Origin of the sequence: Geomonas sp. (genome assembly GCF_035254065.1) — a bacterium.
Lineage (GTDB): Bacteria > Desulfobacterota > Desulfuromonadia > Geobacterales > Geobacteraceae > Geomonas.
In genome coordinates, this window is sequence record NZ_DATFBA010000003.1 from 1 (window position 1) to 2,572 (window position 2,572).

At 64.3% G+C, this 2,572-nt stretch carries 3 protein-coding genes; all 3 read left to right on the forward strand.

The window, feature by feature from the left end; genetic code table 11:
* Nucleotides 1–34: 34 nt before the first annotated feature.
* On the forward strand, nt 35–970 hold the full coding sequence (locus VJ604_RS00100) for a polysaccharide deacetylase family protein (RefSeq protein WP_324079348.1): 936 nt from the start codon (nt 35–37) through the stop codon (nt 968–970).
* 25 nt (nt 971–995) lie between these two features.
* A complete protein-coding gene (locus VJ604_RS00105) occupies nt 996–1,649 on the forward strand; it encodes a GNAT family N-acetyltransferase (protein WP_324079349.1) in 654 nt (217 codons plus the stop codon).
* A 33-nt stretch (nt 1,650–1,682) separates the two neighbouring features.
* Nucleotides 1,683–2,572 (forward strand): glycosyltransferase family 4 protein (locus tag VJ604_RS00110; RefSeq protein WP_324079350.1); only part of this gene is annotated, 890 nt, incomplete at its 3' end.

Consider the following 2,572-nt stretch of genomic DNA (forward strand, 5'->3'; position numbering starts at 1 on the left):
TTGTACCGGCACATAGGATGACGAGGACCCAGCCATGAACCTGCCGAAATATTACTACTACGTGAAACCCCTCATCCCCAGGCGCCTGCAGGTGGCCCTGCGCAGCATCCTGGCGACCAGGAAGCTCGAGGCCTGCCGCGACAGCTGGCCGGTGGACAGCCGCACCGGGGACGCCCCCCTGGGGTGGCCCGGCTGGCCCGACCAGCGCGGCTTCGCCTTCGTGCTCACCCACGACGTGGACACCTTCCGGGGGCACGAGCGCTGCCGTCAGCTCGCCCAGTTGGAAGAGGGCCTCGGCTTCCGCTCCTCCTTCAACTTCGTGGCCGCCCAGTACCCGGTCTCCCGCGAGCTGCTGGAGGAGCTCAGGAGCGGCGGCTTCGAGGTCGGCGTGCACGGCCTGGTGCACGACCACAGCCTGTACGAGTCGCTCCCCGCCTTCCTCGCCCAGGCGCAGCGGATCAACGGCTACCTGCGCGACTGGCAGTCGGTCGGCTTCCGCTCCCCCTGCATGTACCACAACCTGGAGTGGCTGCAGCACCTGGACATCGAGTACGACGCCTCCACCTTCGACCACGACCCCTTCGAGCCGCAGTCGGACGGGATGGGGACCATCTTCCCCTTCTGGGTGGAAGGCTCCGGCGGCCGCCGCGGCTACGTGGAGCTCCCCTACACCCTCCCCCAGGACTTCACCGTCTTCGTCCTGTTGAAGGAGCGCGGCATAGACCTCTGGAAAAAGAAGATCGACTGGATCGCCGAGCGCGGGGGGATGGCGCTCATCAACACCCACCCCGACTACATGTGCTTCAACGGGGCAACGCCCGGCTTCCAGGAGTATCACGCGCAACTCTACGCAGAGCTGCTCGACTACGTGAAGACGCGCTACCAGGGGGCCTACTGGCAACCGCTCCCTCGGGAGATGGCGCGCTTTTGGGAAGGGAACTTCAAGGGGTCTGCCCCGGTGGCAGCCTAGCCGGGAAGCTCGCAAGGAGAGGGCCATGATCGGGGCGGTCAAGATGAGGTACTACCAGTTTCGGGAACAGTGGCAATCCTCCGGCTTCCTGTCGGCGGTCAAGTTCGCCGTCTACCGCTGCGAGGAGGCGGTGCCGGTGGAAAAGAGACTCGACTTGCTGAAGCCGCTGCAACCTCCCCCCGACGCAGACGAACTGGAACTGGTGGAACTCTCCCGGGAGAATCCCCCCACCGCCCACTATCCCCTGCAAAGCCGCCGGGAAAAGGCCTTCGTCAACCTGGCCAAGGGATACCGCGCCTTCGCCCTGGTCAGGAACGGGACGGTGATCGCCGACCTCTGGTACGTCACCTCCGAGCGGCCGGCCGGCAGCGGCATCGAGCGCTACCTGCAGTGGTTCGACATCCAGCTGGGGCGGGATGAAGCGTACATGTTCGACATGCACGTTTTCCCTGATGCCAGGGGAAAGGCGCTGGCCACCTTCTTCCTGGCGAGCGTGCTGCATGCGATGAGGGAGAGCGGCTTCGGCAAGGTCTACGGTTACTTTGACGCACACAATTTCCCTGCGCTCTGGGTGCATCGGCTGCTCGGGTACCAGGAGCGGCCACGGGTGCTGGTCAGGAAGCTTTTCGTTCACGAATCGGCGAGATCGATCCCTGAGCGGGCTGCCAGCTCCGGCTAGCAACCAGCCGGGCGCGCAGGAAAAGGAGCCCCTATGTCGAGAGTAGCTGTCGTACTTTACTCATACTACCCGCAGGACCCGCGTCCCCGACGCGAGGCCGAGGCGCTGGTCGAAGAAGGTATCCCGGTGGAGGTGATCTGCCTGCGTGCCCCCGGCCAGGCAGCCGAGGAGACCATCAACGGGGTGCGGCTGCACCGCCTGGCGCAGCGCCGGTACCGGGGAGGGAAGCTCGTCTACATCCGGCAGTACCTGAGCTTCATCCTGCGCGCCTTCCTCAAGCTGACCGTCCTCTACCTGCGGCGCAGGTTCGAGGTGGTGCACGTCCACAACATGCCGGACATCCTGGTCTTCTCGGCACTGGTCCCCAAGCTGTGCGGCAGCCGGGTGATCCTCGACCTGCACGACCCCATGCCCGAGCTGTACATGACCAAGTTCCTGATCCAGGAGAACCACGTCGCCATCCGGCTGCTCAAGCACCTGGAGCAATGGAGCATCCGCTTCGCCGACATGGTGATCACCCCCAATATCGCCTTCCGCAAGAGGTTCATCTCCCGCGGCTGCCCGGCCGACAAGCTGGTCATCGTGATGAATTCCCCTCAAGACAGCTTCACCCGGGTCGATGAGGAAGAGGCCCGCACCCTGGCTCGCAGAACTTCCTCCAAATTCGTGGTGATGTTCCACGGGAGCATCTTCGAGCGCCACGGCCTGGACACCGCGTTGGACGCCATGAACATCCTGCGCAACGAAATCCCCAACCTTGAATGGAGGGTGTACGGGAGTGGCGATTACGTTGAGCAATTCCAGGCCCGCATCACCGAACTGGATCTCGCCGAGATCGTGCACTTCGGCGGCGGGTTGTCGCACGAGGCCGTCAAGAAGGAAGTCATGGCGAGCGACGTGGGGATCGTCCCCAACAAGCTCAC

Excerpts from the sequence above, each read along its gene's own strand:
- VJ604_RS00100 (WP_324079348.1), top strand. The coding sequence starts at position 35 with ATGAACCTGCCGAAATATTACTACTACGTGAAACCCCTCATCCCCAGG.
- VJ604_RS00105 (WP_324079349.1), top strand. The coding sequence starts at position 996 with ATGATCGGGGCGGTCAAGATGAGGTACTACCAGTTTCGGGAACAGTGG.